A 12,145-nucleotide genomic window follows, 5' to 3' on the forward strand; every position below is an offset into this window, starting at 1 on the left:
GCGAAACTTCCTAATTAACTATTTGGTAATACGTATGGAGGGGAGGCTATAAATGATCGCTCAAGCCGGGAGATTATTTATGGGCATCGGTGATAAAGAAATATACGACCAGCATCAGGGCGTCGCCGTCGCCAATATTGGCCAGCTTGTGCGGCATCCGGCTGTCCAGGAAAATGGATTCACCTTCGCTGAAGATGTAGCTTTTTCCATCGACATGGTATTCCACTTTACCTTTTACCATGTAGTTGTATTCAACCGATTCCGATTGTATCAGCTTGTTCCGGCGGGCTCCTTTTTTCATTTCCAGCAAAACAAAGTCGACCGGCACGCTATGAATAGTACGGGTGAAAACGCGGTGATATAAAAAACCTTTGGCATATTCTTTTTCAAAGGTCTGGTAGTCTTTGGGCGATTTGAGGATCACCTTGGGCGGGGTTTTCTTTTTGGGCGTGATATCTTTAAAGAATTCGTTGAGGTCGAGATTCAATGCCTGCACGATGCTCATCAAAACCGGCAGGGAAGGCACCGCGCGGTTGTTTTCGATCTGCGAGATCAGGCCCTTGCTTACATCTGCTTTACTGGCCAGTTCCTGCACGGTAATGTTCTTTTGCTTACGGATCACTTTGATCTTATTACTGATCTGTAAGAGCATGTCTTCCTGCATAGATTATCATTTACAGCGATAAATATATCGGTTCCTGATCTATTTTCAAGAAGTTGGGGGTTTTCAGGGGAAGATTGGAGGATTGGAATTTTACGGCTTTTCTGTTTTCTTTGCGCTTCGACTGATAAATTCCAATGTCCAAATCCGAACTATGAACAACACCCTTACCCCGGAACAGAGAGACGAACTTCACCAACTTTTTTCCCAAAGAGATTTTTCTTTCGCCAACGCTGAAGCCAGGCTGGTCCACCACGGCTACGATGAAGCGACGGCCAAACAACTGGTTTGGGCCGCGTATCGGGAGCATAAGAACAGAATCATCGACCAGATCGAAGAGCGTCATCATGACACTGGCGGACAGGGGCAAAAGATCGTCCCCTACGTTGTCCTGATGATCTCGGTGATTGGGCCGCTTTTCGGCATCACTTCAACGGCCTGGTATATTTGCGTCATCGCCATTTCAGCCCTTATCGGTTTCTGGGGGGTAAAGCCAAGGCCTGTAGCGGGACTTTTGGGATGCGGTATTTTTCCCATGGTTTACCCCTTTGTTCACCGCCTCTATTTTTCGGGCAGAATAGGTTTTATGAAGATCGAGTTGTTGTTGCCTGTTTTTATCGCAGCCATACCAGCCCTGCTCGTTTATTTCGTCCTCGCCAGAACGATGTACGCGGATGCAGAGGATTAGTTCCCCACGTCAGTTTCCGGGTTGCTGCCTTCTGGTGCGGCATGCTGGCCAATACCTTTTGCCATTATATACGGGAAGATGCAAACGGTTAGGAGGCAAGAGCAAAAAGAAACCCGGTCCAGAAGAACCAGGTGTAACCTTATTGCTAAAGCTATTCTTTGCGCTGGTAAGATAATCCATAGTTTATCCCATTGCGTTAGACTTTGCCTGCATTTATGAATTTTGGCAGATAAAACCCGGCCCCCAAGAGCGGGCTCAGACACCTTCACCCAATCCATGGATGGTTCGTTAAATTCACGGATACCCTGGGGCTGAATAGGGTAATAGATCGTTATCCGATGGGAGAGGCTCAAGCTCTATTATCAGGCAGTAGTTACTTTCTGAAAGTCTCCCTGTAACCAGTTGCCGTTAAACACTTTTCCTGCCGAAGAACAACGAAATGATAAAAATTACCAGAAAGATGTAAAATAAAATCTTGGCAATGCCTGCTGCGCCGGCAGCTATTCCTCCGAAACCGAAAATAGCGGCAATGATAGCAATTACCAGAAAAATGATTGAATACCGTAGCATAGATGGGAGTTTTATGGTTAGTAATAGTAATTATTGCTCCTTACCGTCTTCTTTGTCTTCCTCATCGTGCCCGTGCGTCTTAACGATCTTGTTGTATATGCCAAAGAGCAAAAAAGGCGCAGCCCATTGGCCAATGAACAGGGCAGTGTGTTTTTGACCCATCAACTTCAAGGTGAGTGATATACCCATGGCGGCAATAGAGGCCCAAAGGAACGTGTCGGAAGGTAACTTTGCGGTTTGCTCTTCAATCGATTTAGCCACCGAACCTTCACGGTGTTGGCTATTGGTGGTAAGTTCCATAATTTTTGCTTTGCAATAAATCGCTCAATTATGCTGCCAGGAGGAAATTAGCGGACGCTCTCCTCTATTGTGGAGCCCCTTGTACTAAGGTGTGCCCCGTTTTCGCCACCAAATTAGTTTACGCCATAACCCTGAGGTTATTCTTCTTTGTCACCATCTTCCTGCTCAGCTTCCCCATCAGCTCTAGGGTTTGCAGGGAATCATTGCTTATATTTTAAGCTGAAGATGACCGTACAGGCATTCAGCAAGAGCGATAAGGCATTGGAGCCTATGATAATCCAGTCTTTTTTCAGGATGCCATAGATTACCCACAAAACCAAGCCCATAAATAGAACCGCCAACATGGGCATTGATACGTTTTCGGCTTTCTTTTCGCGAATGATCTTCACCAGCTGGGGCAATAGAGAAATTCCGGTTCCGATGCTGGCGGCGATACCTATGAGTTGTATGGTTTCCATAGGCTTTGCTTTAGCCGTTGGTGGCTTTCTTGAAAGTGTATTTCGCTTTGATGTACTTGTTGAGGAAAAATGCCTTCTCGCGGTATTGCTGCAAGTCTTTGTAAACCGACTCGGGTACTTGCAGATATTCGTAGATGGCGCCCGGGTTAAATGCGATCCTTAATACTTCTTCCGTGGGAATGTATTCAATATGTGCGATGACCGTAGACGGCATGAAGGTATAGGCATAATTCCTGTGCCCGACTCAGGTACGCAGTAGGTGTGCATCCTTTCCGAAATCCGTTTGCGTTAACTATAGCTGCCACATGATCATACCTGCAAAGAATAGTGCTTTCTAAAAATGACCGATAACGCAAGATTGATTTTCTTAATTTTGTGGTATGGATAAGAAAAGCGGCCGGTCTGTATCAACCTTCAACGCTGAGTTGAAATTAAAGGGCTTCAATGTCTTTCAGATAGAGGAAGACGGACAGGCCACCCGCGTATATAACCGGAAAGATTTCTATAAAATTTGCTTAACCACTGGTAAAAGCAGGATCCATTACGCTGACCGCACCTTCGACATGGATGGCACCATCCTGTTTTTCGGCAATCCACATATACCTTATTCCTGGGAAACGATCTCTACGACTTATGTTGGTTATACCTGCCTGTTCTCAGAAGAGTTTCTGAAGCAGTCTGAGCGTGCTGAAAGCCTGCAACAATCACCGTTATTCAAGATCGGTGGCACGCCTGTACTGGAGATCAGCGAAAGTCAGCGCGAGTTCCTGAATACCATCTTCAGAAAAATGGTCGAGGAACAGCAAACCGACTATATGTACAAGGATGATATGATGCGTAATTATATCAACCTTATCATACATGAGGCACTGAAAATACAACCTTCCGGGCACGTCGATCAGCATAAAAATGCGCTTTCACGCATCACCTCGGTTTTCCTGGAACTACTGGAGCGGCAATTCCCCATTGAAAGCGTTGATCGTCCGCTTCAGTTAAGGACAGCACAGGATTATGCCAAAACGCTGTCGGTTCACGTCAATTACCTCAACCGGGCCGTAAAGGAAGTCACCGGTAAGCCTACCACCTCCCATATTACGGAACGTATTTTAAGTGAGGCCAAAGCGCTGCTGTTGCACACCGACTGGAATATCGCCGACATTGCCTATTCGCTTGGGTTTGAATATCCTACCTACTTCAATAACTTCTTTAAAAAACTGACTGGCACCAATCCTACCGCGATGCGCAGCCAGGAGGTTTGAAAATCTTAATGATTGGATTGATAGTCATAATAAGCGGTAGGGTTTAATGCCTGACCTTTGTATCCGTTATGGATACATCATCAACCATATTTACTAGGGACAAAGCAGGAGAAATCATTGCACTGGATGACCCGGAGTATCCGGCCTTGTTTAAGGTTATCCTAAAAGCGATCAAGACAACGGCCGAACTCAATACCCTCGTCACGGATGATATTGGAGCCATCCGTGCCTTGTTCAGTCGTTTGATCAATAAAACAGTGGGTGAAAGTTTTTTCCTGATTCCTCCCTTTTATACTGACTTTGGAGAGAACATAGAGATTGGTAAAAATGTGTTCGTAAACCATGCCTGCACTTTCATGGATAGGGGTGGCATTACATTGGAGGATGAAGTATTGATCGGCCCCAAGGTAAACCTCATCACTACCAACCATCCATTACCTCCTGCGCAAAGGCGGGCCACTATATCCAAACCGATATGGATCAAAAAGAAAGCCTGGATTGGAGCTGGTGCTACTATCCTGGCAGGTGTTACCATTGGAGAAAATTCAGTGGTGGCCGCAGGAGCCGTGGTATCGAAAGATGTTCCGGACAATGTGGTCGTAGGCGGTATACCGGCCAGGATCATCAAATCCCTGTAAGGCGGCCTCATCCGGGCGGATATGACTAGACACCGTAGTATAATATCCTCAATTCAAAACTTTTAATCCTACTTGTATGAGATGGACGACTATGGCAATGTTTTTACTGTTCTCTTTGCTGTGTACGGCTTATGCAGCTTGTGGGAAATCTACCGGCAGCAACAACCCAGACACGCCTCCAACAGATACGGCATCTATCAGTGATACAACCATCCGTAAAATGAAAGTAACAATCGGATCTGCCACCTTCCACGTAACGCTGGCAAGTAATGCAAGCGCAAAGGCGTTTCTTGCATTACTGCCCCTAACGGTTTCTATGACCGAACTGAATGGCAATGAAAAGTATTATGATCTTCCTAATAACCTCCCTACAAATGCAACCAATCCGGGAACGATCAAAACCGGTGACTTGCTGCTTTGGGGTAGTAAAACAGTGGTTCTTTTCTATAAAACCTTTTCCACTTCGTACAGCTATACAAGACTGGGTGTTATTGACAACCCGGATGGCCTGGCAGCAGCCGTTGGTGCCGGTAACGTGACCGTATCTTTTGAAAAAGAATAGGCGGCCATAAGGGATAAATAATACAAAGGCCAGTAATCCATCATTCATTAACTACGTAAATGCAGGATATATGCGTCCGTAGTGAAGGTTGGCGGCTCTTACACACAGGTAGGGATGCCCGCGGGTTTTACCCTCACCCTCAATAACATCGCATTGGCTAATACCCGGGTCAACTTCAATGCTTCCCTGATCGGTGGCATTCCGGAAACACAGGAAGTGATCGACTATTGTGCTAAAAACAAAGTTGTTCCGCAGATTCAGGTCATAAAAGCGGAAGCTGTCAACGAAGCCTGGGAAAATGTAGTGAACAGGAAAGCGCGCTATCGCTATGTGATCGATGCAAAGACAATTTGAACAGGAACCAATCTTCAGTTACTATGGCAGCCAACCACTTTGCTTTGATGGCCGCACGGGATTCAATAGATTCCTTATCGGTGCCCTGCGCGATCGCATCTATCGGAAAACGCAACGGATGTGTTCCTTTTTCATGTCCACCAGCGCCAGGATCCCGTCGGCAATGTTTGATTTATGTCAATAGTCTGGGTCTGATAAGGATATTCGTGTGAACCGGAATTATCTAACGTACCTTTACACTTATTTAATTTCCCGGCTAATTTACTGTGCAAACTGGATTTGTATGTGGGAACATCTATATACCACAAATGAGTTCGAGAAAGCAAACCTTTCCATCAATGCATTTGAATTGGAAGGAATTGCGGGATTTGTGTATCCGGAGCCTGCTGGCGCACCCGTAATGCTGTACCGTTCTTACAATCCCAAAAATGGCATTCACCTGCTCTCCAGTCTTCAGGAATATAATTATGTATTGAATTTTCTTGGTTTTGTGGGCGATGGCCAGGTTGGTTTTATTTACCCCTTGCCCACACCCGGTACAGTGCAACTGTCGCGGTTGCGCAACCCGGACCACGGAGATTATTTATATACGATCAATGAGGAAGAAAAGGCCAATGCGATCAACGTCTTTAATTATGTTGATGAAGGTCCCGCGGGTTTCGTGTACGCGGCGCCATCGCCTGGGATCAATACTCCACTATTCCGGTCTTATAATTCCGTGAACAATGATCATTTTTATACAACAGACGAAAATGAACACCGGCATGCTGTAAACAATCTAGGCTTTCGCAATGAACACATCGCCTGTCATTTACCGATGACGAGCCATCCATCCATCATCCCGCTATACAGATGCCATCGCCGGGATCCCTTTGATTTTTTCTATTCTACAAATATTACGGAGATCACCCATGCGATCAATAATCTGAATTATTCGTGGGAAGGAATAGTTGGTTATGTGGACGCGGTGCCTGCCGACAATAATATCCCATTCCTGAGGATGTATCACCCTGGCCGGGGAGATCATTTTTATACTACAGATGATAAAGACCATACCAACGCTATTAACTTAGGATATGTAGACGAAGGAACGGCTTGCAATATATTTTCTGTCCAGGTAGAAGGCAGCATTCCTTTGTTCCGGTTGCTGCATGTTTTTGATGCGATCGTTCATGTGAATATAATAGGGGTGGGCGGTGATGTCTGGCCAAACTCGCAATGGACTCTTTTTCGTAACGGTTTTATGGATGCCGCAGCGATACTCAGGCCCCATGGCATGCGGTTGAACTTGGTTACAGAATCCCTGATACGACAGGCCGACGCCGACGGCCATGAGGATATCGATGATGACGATGAGGCAAGGGATCTCACGCATGAATGGTCGGTGCCTAATTTTGCGGTAGATGTATTCGGCGTAAGTACGTATGCTGGTGAAACAGCCGGCTTTTCAGCAGTGGATGGAAGTTGTGATAAATCCTATCCCTGCCAGATGAATGGCTCCGTCGTTGAGGTAAGAGCTGCCATTCCTGTGGGAGTCGTTATGGCTCACGAAATATGTCATTATCTGGGTCTGGAGCATCGCGATGAGGGCCTCAACCTTATGCGAAAGTTTGGTGCTATGAACACCACCTTATTAGAGGAGGACCAGGTTTCTAAAATAAAGGAACATTGTTTTGTTCGCAAACTCAACTATCCATCATGAAACTCGAGTACCTTACTATTTTACTCAATGGCTCAGCCGAATCGCTGACACGGGAAATGGTAAGCAAAATTCCGGCGCAAGGCTTGTCGAATGCTGATGAATTAGCCAGCTTGCTCTTGCTGATCGATAAAAAAGGAGTCGAGCCCATTGTTAAAGCAGACCTTATCCTGCAGTTGCGGTGTTATATGAATGAAGAATTGGAAGAACGTTTGTTGTATCTGTTATTGGCTGGAACGGATCATATAGTTCGTAAACAGATAGTATCCGTATTAATGCAAACGGGCAGCAAACGTGTTTTGGCAGCACTGGAGAAAACAAAGCAGGATCCGTTACTGGAATTCGTGCATACCGTAATAAGTCACCGGTTAGGGTTAACGCCAAAATATTTCAAAGCGCCGACGTCCGTGCAAAAACAATTACCCCTGCAACGTTCCCGCAGTTTTAAATCCGGCTTACTGGCTCCCGAAACCAGCAGTAAGATAATTGGTGAAGTGAATGCTGGTACCTTTAATTTAGGAAGCTTCGACCCTGGCGGTGTACAGATCGAATGCATTAATAACGACACGGTGGTGATGTTCCATAAAGAAACAGTCGGTGCAGGGTTCAGTTATAGGATGGGAAAGCCCTCGGTGATTGGCGCGATCGTCAGGCGCAGTGAAGAGCACGACCGATGGACTTATTCACGCATGATCCTGGCCGGCCCGTTAGAAAAGGAGCAATGCTATGTGGCCGTTTACAGGAGAAATGGTGTATGCGACCTTTTTGGCACGGGACTATTGCAGCAGAGGACTATAGAATTACATACGGTACGACAGGCCGGTAATGCAAATATGATTGTGCGAGTATATTGGCACGGGGGATCAGCTGTTATCGCTGGTATTGTCGATCTTATAAAAAATCCGGCCCGGACACCTATTCCGCTTACTTCGTTATGAAATACCTTATCATTTGTTTCATGGCACTTGTACTTACAAAAGTACAGGCGCAGTATCCGGCAGTGACCATTCCGGGATCTGAGGTGAGGAAGATCACTTCAAAGATCGTTGCAGGCCAGGAATATGAACTGCACATCATGCTACCCAGGGACTACAAGACAGCCGACAAAAAATATCCTGTTGTATATCAAATGGATGCGCAATGGGATTTCAAGCTGGTGACTGGTTTATACGGCGATTATTACTATGATGGGTTTATTCCCGAACTGATCATTGTAGGGGTAACCTGGAGTGGAGAACAGGCCAATTACGACAGCCTGCGCAAAAGAGACTATACGCCCACTAAAATAGACGCCATGCCGCAAAGCGGTGGAGCGGATCAGTTCCTGGCATTTATGAAGCAGGAATTGTTTCCCTTCATCGAGTCTAACTATAAGGCGGATGGTAAGAACAGGACACTGATGGGGTGTTCGGGTGGAGCGGTGTTTACCTTATACACCTTGTTCACCCAGCCCGACCTGTTCACCGGTTATGTAGCGGCCAGTCCATATATTCCCTGGGATAATGAAGTATTGTATAAGTTTGAGCAGGCGTTTGCCAAAAAGCGTTTGCCCAATCCGGTACGTCTGTATATGACAATGGGTGACGTGGAAACAACCCGCCCCGTCTTTGAAAAATTTTCCGCCAATATGGTGGCGCGCCAATATCCATCCGTTCGCCTGCAGTCAAAGATACTGGAGAACACCGGCCATTCAGGCACCAAGCATGAAACCTATGCCCGTGGGCTACAATATGTTTTCGAAAGACCCCAATTGAACCTGGCGGCCGGTGTGTTGAACAGCTATGCCGGTACTTATCAATTACCAGACGGGCGGACGATGCAGCTCAAAAATGACAACAGTCAACTGGCGCTCTATTTCGGCAGCAACCGGCTATTTACTTTGTATGCAGCCAGTGAAACCGATTTTTACGCCACCGCGCAATTTTTCAATATCCATTTTGACAATGCGTCTGGTAAGCCGCCAGGTTGTTGGTTGGAGACATTTGGCAATAAACAATTCGTAAAGAGAACAAACTAACGGGCCCGGCCCCACCTGATCAGGCCTATTAAGTGCCTGCCATTTAGTTGGCAGGGAAACAGGGCCCCCTCCTCAATTACTATAGGCAGCCAACCACTTTGCTTTAATGGCTGCGCGGGATTCAATAAATTCCTTATCGGTGCCCTGCGCGATCGCATCCAGTGGGAAACGCAGCGGACGAGTTCCTTTTTTCATGTCCACCAGCGCCAGGATCCCGTCGGCAATGGTCTGTGGGTTCATGTCGAATTGGGCCATTTTGCCAAACAAGGCGGCTCCCAGGGCATTGAATTGTTGGGTCGCCTCCTCGCCATAGGCTGCTACGATATCAGGCTTATCTGCCGAAAGGCCAGCCTTGGAGCCATTGGTCATTTCAGTGGGATACACGCCGGGTTGAATGCTGACGTTTTCAATACCAAAGGCAGCTAATTCGTCCTGTACGCCTTCCGTGATACTTTCAACCGCGAGCTTGGAAGCGATATAGGGTACCATAAAGGGGAGGGTATGACCGCTGGCGCCGGTCGTGATGTTGATGATCAACCCATTTTTTTCAGCGCGCATGGAAGGCAATACAGCCTGATAAGTCCGCAGTACGCCGTAAAAGTTTACCTCAAACATATTGCGGACCTGGTCGATGGAATACCCTTCCAGCAAACCAAAACCGCTCACGGCAGCGTTGTTGACGAGCACGTCTATTTTGCCATACTTTGTCAACACCTGTTGAAAAGCCTCCCGTACAGACACATCGCTGGTGATATCGATGTCCACTACTTCAATATTGGGCAGCTTGCCCAGCTCCTTTGCCACCGCTGCATTCTTCGTCGCAGTATTGCGCATACCGGCAATGACTGAATGGCCTGCTGCTGCCAGCGTAATAGCGGTAAGTTTTCCGAAACCGGTGCTGGTACCGGTAATAAAAATCGTCTTTGACATGGTTATTTAATTTTTGTGGATGCCTGTTTTTTGACACCACAAAAATGGGATAACCTGTACCCCTGGGCATTGAGGCAGGATAAGAAATAACTTGACATACATCAAGACGAAATTGCCGGCGCCAGCGTATCGTTCAGGGTTTCCTGCTGGCGTTCTTGCGGATGCGGCTGAGTGTTTCCGGCGTGATCCCCAGGTAGGAAGCGATCATGCTTTGCGGGAGCCGGTTGGCGAATGCGCTGTATTTTTCCAGGAAGGCCCGGTACTTTTCCTCGGCCGTGTAACTCAGTGCGGCCTGTATGCGATTTTGGGAGGCTATAAAGCTTCTCTGCAGAATTTGATTGATCAGTTGGCCAAAGGCAGGTATGGCCACGCACAGCTTCTCGAAATTGGTATGGGCAAATAAAACCACCTCGCTATCCTCCACAGCATCGATATTGAACCTGGAGGGCTGGCCGGAAAGCAGGCTCTCCCGGTCGCCAATCCACCAGTTCTCGATACCGAACCCGATGATATGTTCGCTGCCCGCTTCATCGATCGAATAGGTGCGCAAACATCCCTTCGCGATAAACGCATCATATCTCCATACATCGCCTTCCTGCAGCAGATACTGCCGCTTCCTGATCTTTTTGATGATCGAAGACTCCCGGATACTCGAAGCCTCTTCACTGCTCAGCGAAATCTTATCGTCGAGGTATTGCTGGAAAATCTCATACATGGGGTAAAAGTAGGACAAAGATTCTTAGACCTTCCTATCTTTAACTCAATGTAGACTGAAGTAGAAATTAATAATGTATGTTTTTAGATGTCTATCATCTTAATAAAGGGATTAAGCCAATATTCTCTGACATTGATTCGATCGATTGGTATGATGGCGCTGTCAATGGTGTATTCAGACTTGACCAAACAAACCAGTGGTTTTTGTTTTGTATGGTTTATTTTGAACTGAACATCCGGGAGCGGATCTTTTTTGTCATTGAAACCAGCGAAGAATGGAAAGTCGAATTTACGGGTATGTTTCAATACCATGAGTATGGTTGGCTTACAAACTACGACCAGGTAAAAGCCAAAATGCGAAGTGCGTTTCAAAATTATGCAGGTGATGTATACCTGGTCAAAGCCCGTACTTTGGAGGGTAATGAATACGAGATTGTACAGATTCCTTTGGAGCATTTGCGGTATGTTGACACTATCGAAGAAGGCGTCGATCAGGACGAAGCATTCGTTTCCAGGTTAAATTCCCTTTTTATAGAACGTCCCGGAAGTTGAGTAGCCGTAAAAGCCATCTGAGTCAGGAGGTCAACCAATTTTGCATTGGATGGCGACCTGCTCATGAACTCATGCACTAGTCTTTTTTTTTCTTACGTGCACTCTCCATCAGCAAACTTGTATATCAGCTGCCTGAAGGCTGTAGCATCATGTACTGACAGACTCTTTTTTTGAATTTGATGTTTGTGATCGCTGTTCTCTTCTTACTTTACTAAAACAAGTTGACCAGGTAAACGTTAATGCCCAACCCAAACTTTTTTTTAAAATTAATGAGGCCGGCCATAAAAGCAAGAGCATCCAGAGCAATGCCAAAAGCTGGTCGACCTTGCATAAGTTTTTGAGTTTCAGCAATGCTTTGTGTTTTACCACCCGCACCTGAAGGTCATTTATCGACAGCCATGTAGCTACCTCATCGATCCCCATTTTTTTGAAATAAAACGTATGCTCTTGGTCGTATCCGGGTATTGTCTCAGCTAAACCAACGCTATGTTTTGTTCGGTCCTTGTTCGAGAATCATTCGTACCACCTTCGCTATTTTGCGAAGGTTTCCTAAGGGAATACCGAACAAATACCGAACAAGTACCGAACAAAACAATAATAATTCCCCACCTTGGCTACTGTGTCCTTTGCTAAAATAACTATACAGGTTTCCGGTGATGTCTAAAAGGGTTATACAGTAAAATAACCCTGTCTAAAGTAGTTATACAATGTTAGATAATTTCTTGCTTATTTGACTATACAGG

The 12,145-nt window shown here is 46.1% G+C and carries 16 protein-coding genes; 9 read left to right on the plus strand and 7 right to left on the minus strand.

All coding sequences use genetic code 11. The features are described from left to right. Nucleotides 1-73 precede the first annotated feature (73 nt). The gene (locus tag P2H89_RS27125) at nt 74-664 is read right to left on the minus strand and encodes an XRE family transcriptional regulator (protein WP_275833024.1); all 591 of its coding nucleotides are present in this window, start codon (nt 662-664) and stop codon (nt 74-76) included. Between the two features lie 151 nt (nt 665-815). Between P2H89_RS27125 and P2H89_RS27130 the strand changes: the two genes are divergently transcribed. Continuing rightward, entirely contained in the window at nt 816-1,349 is a 534-nt protein-coding gene (locus P2H89_RS27130) for a hypothetical protein (RefSeq protein ID WP_275833025.1), read from the plus strand. Between the two features lie 408 nt (nt 1,350-1,757). On the opposite strand, the gene P2H89_RS27135 is transcribed toward P2H89_RS27130, so the two are convergent. The 4 genes from P2H89_RS27135 to P2H89_RS27150 all read right to left on the minus strand — a co-directional run bounded on the left by P2H89_RS27135 (nt 1,758) and on the right by P2H89_RS27150 (nt 2,891). Further along, the gene (locus P2H89_RS27135) at nt 1,758-1,919 is read right to left on the minus strand and encodes a DUF1328 family protein (protein ID WP_275833027.1); all 162 of its coding nucleotides are present in this window, start codon (nt 1,917-1,919) and stop codon (nt 1,758-1,760) included. Nucleotides 1,920-1,949: 30 nt separating this feature from the next. Further along, nucleotides 1,950-2,219, minus strand: a complete 270-nt coding sequence (locus P2H89_RS27140) for a hypothetical protein (RefSeq protein WP_275833030.1) — start codon at nt 2,217-2,219, stop codon at nt 1,950-1,952. A 200-nt stretch (nt 2,220-2,419) separates the two neighbouring features. Next, entirely contained in the window at nt 2,420-2,677 is a 258-nt protein-coding gene (locus P2H89_RS27145) for a SemiSWEET transporter (RefSeq protein WP_275833032.1), read from the minus strand. Between the two features lie 10 nt (nt 2,678-2,687). Continuing rightward, entirely contained in the window at nt 2,688-2,891 is a 204-nt protein-coding gene (locus tag P2H89_RS27150; RefSeq protein ID WP_275833033.1) for a KTSC domain-containing protein, read from the minus strand. A gap of 166 nt (nt 2,892-3,057) precedes the next feature. Between P2H89_RS27150 and P2H89_RS27155 the strand changes: the two genes are divergently transcribed. From P2H89_RS27155 to P2H89_RS27185, 7 genes are all read left to right on the plus strand, one after another. Beyond that, a complete protein-coding gene (locus P2H89_RS27155) occupies nt 3,058-3,936 on the plus strand; it encodes a helix-turn-helix transcriptional regulator (protein WP_275833035.1) in 879 nt (292 codons plus the stop codon). 68 nt (nt 3,937-4,004) lie between these two features. Then, on the plus strand, nt 4,005-4,574 hold the full coding sequence (locus tag P2H89_RS27160) for a sugar O-acetyltransferase (protein WP_275833037.1): 570 nt from the start codon (nt 4,005-4,007) through the stop codon (nt 4,572-4,574). 76 nt (nt 4,575-4,650) lie between these two features. Further along, nucleotides 4,651-5,136 (plus strand): cyclophilin-like fold protein, encoded by a 486-nt coding sequence (locus P2H89_RS27165; RefSeq protein ID WP_275833039.1) that lies wholly within the window; start codon nt 4,651-4,653, stop codon nt 5,134-5,136. A gap of 114 nt (nt 5,137-5,250) precedes the next feature. Continuing rightward, nucleotides 5,251-5,490 (plus strand): hypothetical protein, encoded by a 240-nt coding sequence (locus P2H89_RS27170; protein WP_275833041.1) that lies wholly within the window; start codon nt 5,251-5,253, stop codon nt 5,488-5,490. A gap of 283 nt (nt 5,491-5,773) precedes the next feature. Continuing rightward, nucleotides 5,774-7,192 (plus strand): hypothetical protein, encoded by a 1,419-nt coding sequence (locus tag P2H89_RS27175; RefSeq protein ID WP_275833043.1) that lies wholly within the window; start codon nt 5,774-5,776, stop codon nt 7,190-7,192. After that, on the plus strand, nt 7,189-8,127 hold the full coding sequence (locus tag P2H89_RS27180; RefSeq protein ID WP_275833045.1) for a hypothetical protein: 939 nt from the start codon (nt 7,189-7,191) through the stop codon (nt 8,125-8,127). The genes P2H89_RS27175 and P2H89_RS27180 overlap by 4 nt, the downstream gene beginning before the upstream one ends. Before the next feature lie 20 nt (nt 8,128-8,147). Further along, nucleotides 8,148-9,206 carry an alpha/beta hydrolase-fold protein gene (locus tag P2H89_RS27185; RefSeq protein ID WP_275833046.1) on the plus strand — a complete coding sequence of 353 codons (1,059 nt, stop codon included), beginning with the start codon at nt 8,148-8,150 and terminating at the stop codon, nt 9,204-9,206. A gap of 72 nt (nt 9,207-9,278) precedes the next feature. Here the strand turns inward: P2H89_RS27185 and P2H89_RS27190 are convergent, their stop codons facing one another. After that, nucleotides 9,279-10,136: an SDR family oxidoreductase gene (locus P2H89_RS27190; RefSeq protein WP_275833047.1), complete on the minus strand. Its 858-nt coding sequence runs from the start codon at nt 10,134-10,136 to the stop codon at nt 9,279-9,281. A 133-nt stretch (nt 10,137-10,269) separates the two neighbouring features. Then, nucleotides 10,270-10,851, minus strand: coding sequence for a Crp/Fnr family transcriptional regulator (locus P2H89_RS27195; RefSeq protein WP_275833048.1), 582 nt, complete (start codon nt 10,849-10,851; stop codon nt 10,270-10,272). Nucleotides 10,852-10,928: 77 nt separating this feature from the next. Between P2H89_RS27195 and P2H89_RS27200 the strand changes: the two genes are divergently transcribed. Then, complete coding sequence (locus tag P2H89_RS27200; protein WP_275833049.1) at nt 10,929-11,402, plus strand: hypothetical protein; 474 nt, start codon at nt 10,929-10,931, stop codon at nt 11,400-11,402. The last annotated feature ends 743 nt before the right edge of the window (nt 11,403-12,145 follow it).

Origin of the sequence: Paraflavitalea sp. CAU 1676, from assembly GCF_029223285.1 — a bacterium.
In the GTDB taxonomy this organism is placed as follows: domain Bacteria; phylum Bacteroidota; class Bacteroidia; order Chitinophagales; family Chitinophagaceae; genus Paraflavitalea.

Coding starts and splice junctions, on each gene's coding strand:
- P2H89_RS27185 (WP_275833046.1), top strand. CDS start 8,148: ATGGCACTTGTACTTACAAAAGTACAGGCGCAGTATCCGGCAGTGACC.
- P2H89_RS27190 (WP_275833047.1), bottom strand. CDS start 10,136: ATGTCAAAGACGATTTTTATTACCGGTACCAGCACCGGTTTCGGAAAA.
- P2H89_RS27130 (WP_275833025.1), top strand. CDS start 816: ATGAACAACACCCTTACCCCGGAACAGAGAGACGAACTTCACCAACTT.
- P2H89_RS27145 (WP_275833032.1), bottom strand. CDS start 2,677: ATGGAAACCATACAACTCATAGGTATCGCCGCCAGCATCGGAACCGGA.
- P2H89_RS27155 (WP_275833035.1), top strand. CDS start 3,058: ATGGATAAGAAAAGCGGCCGGTCTGTATCAACCTTCAACGCTGAGTTG.
- P2H89_RS27170 (WP_275833041.1), top strand. CDS start 5,251: ATGCCCGCGGGTTTTACCCTCACCCTCAATAACATCGCATTGGCTAAT.
- P2H89_RS27125 (WP_275833024.1), bottom strand. CDS start 664: ATGCAGGAAGACATGCTCTTACAGATCAGTAATAAGATCAAAGTGATC.
- P2H89_RS27140 (WP_275833030.1), bottom strand. CDS start 2,219: ATGGAACTTACCACCAATAGCCAACACCGTGAAGGTTCGGTGGCTAAA.
- P2H89_RS27135 (WP_275833027.1), bottom strand. CDS start 1,919: ATGCTACGGTATTCAATCATTTTTCTGGTAATTGCTATCATTGCCGCT.
- P2H89_RS27165 (WP_275833039.1), top strand. CDS start 4,651: ATGAGATGGACGACTATGGCAATGTTTTTACTGTTCTCTTTGCTGTGT.
- P2H89_RS27150 (WP_275833033.1), bottom strand. CDS start 2,891: ATGCCGTCTACGGTCATCGCACATATTGAATACATTCCCACGGAAGAA.
- P2H89_RS27200 (WP_275833049.1), top strand. CDS start 10,929: ATGTTTTTAGATGTCTATCATCTTAATAAAGGGATTAAGCCAATATTC.
- P2H89_RS27180 (WP_275833045.1), top strand. CDS start 7,189: ATGAAACTCGAGTACCTTACTATTTTACTCAATGGCTCAGCCGAATCG.
- P2H89_RS27175 (WP_275833043.1), top strand. CDS start 5,774: ATGTGGGAACATCTATATACCACAAATGAGTTCGAGAAAGCAAACCTT.
- P2H89_RS27195 (WP_275833048.1), bottom strand. CDS start 10,851: ATGTATGAGATTTTCCAGCAATACCTCGACGATAAGATTTCGCTGAGC.
- P2H89_RS27160 (WP_275833037.1), top strand. CDS start 4,005: ATGGATACATCATCAACCATATTTACTAGGGACAAAGCAGGAGAAATC.